2 protein-coding genes are annotated in these 827 nt (G+C 39.7%); both read left to right on the forward strand.

From position 1 onward, the window contains the following. The coding region (locus V7L05_RS28120) for a winged helix-turn-helix domain-containing protein (RefSeq protein ID WP_335169066.1) at nucleotides 1-252 on the forward strand (252 nt) is incomplete at its 5' end. 9 nt (nucleotides 253-261) lie between these two features. After that, a partial coding sequence (locus V7L05_RS28125) for an SDR family oxidoreductase (RefSeq protein WP_335169068.1) occupies nucleotides 262-827 on the forward strand: 566 nt, incomplete at its 3' end.

Here is an 827-nt window from a genome sequence, read left to right on the forward strand (position 1 = left end):
TTGACAGGTGTGGAGTTTAGCTTATTAGAGTTGTTAGTTAATCATTCGGGAAAGATTTTTTCAAGGGTTGAAATATTACAGCAATTGTGGGGCTTTGTACCAGAGATGAATACAGACACCCGTGTGGTAGATGTGCATATCTCACGATTGCGGACAAAGGTAGAATCCGATCCGAATAACCCAGAATTTATTTTGACAGCAAGAGGTAGTGGTTATTTTTTCCCACGAATTATTGATTCAGAACAGGAATAACAGAAAAATATGACTAAGCTCATCTTAATTACGGGCATAAGCAAAGGTCTAGGTTATGCGATGACCGAGGGTTTTATTCAACAGGGGCATACTCTTATTGGTTGCGCCCGTTCATCAGATGCTATTGATAAAATACGCCAGAAATTTAGTGCGCCCAATGATTTCACATCTGTAGATGTAGCAAATGAACAGCTTGTAAAAAAATGGGCACTAGACGTACTTCAAAAATATTCACCGCCAGATATAATAATTAATAATGCGGCAATTACCAATTATCCAGCGCCTTTGTGGGAAATACCATCTGAAGAATTTTCGGATCTAATAGATATCAATATCAAAGGAGTAGCGAATATAATTCGCCATTTCGTACCAGCAATGGTGAAAAACAAACGGGGCATTATTGTCAACTTTAGTTCTGGCTGGGGACGTTCGACTTCACCCCAAGTTGCACCATACTGCGCTTCTAAGTGGGCAATAGAAGGATTAACTCGTTCTTTGGCACAAGAATTGCCGAATGGTATGGCAGCTATACCCCTTAATCCAGGGATTATTCATACAGATATGCTCTCTATTAG

The organism is Nostoc sp. (genome assembly GCF_036917755.1).
Lineage (GTDB): Bacteria > Cyanobacteriota > Cyanobacteriia > Cyanobacteriales > Nostocaceae > Nostoc.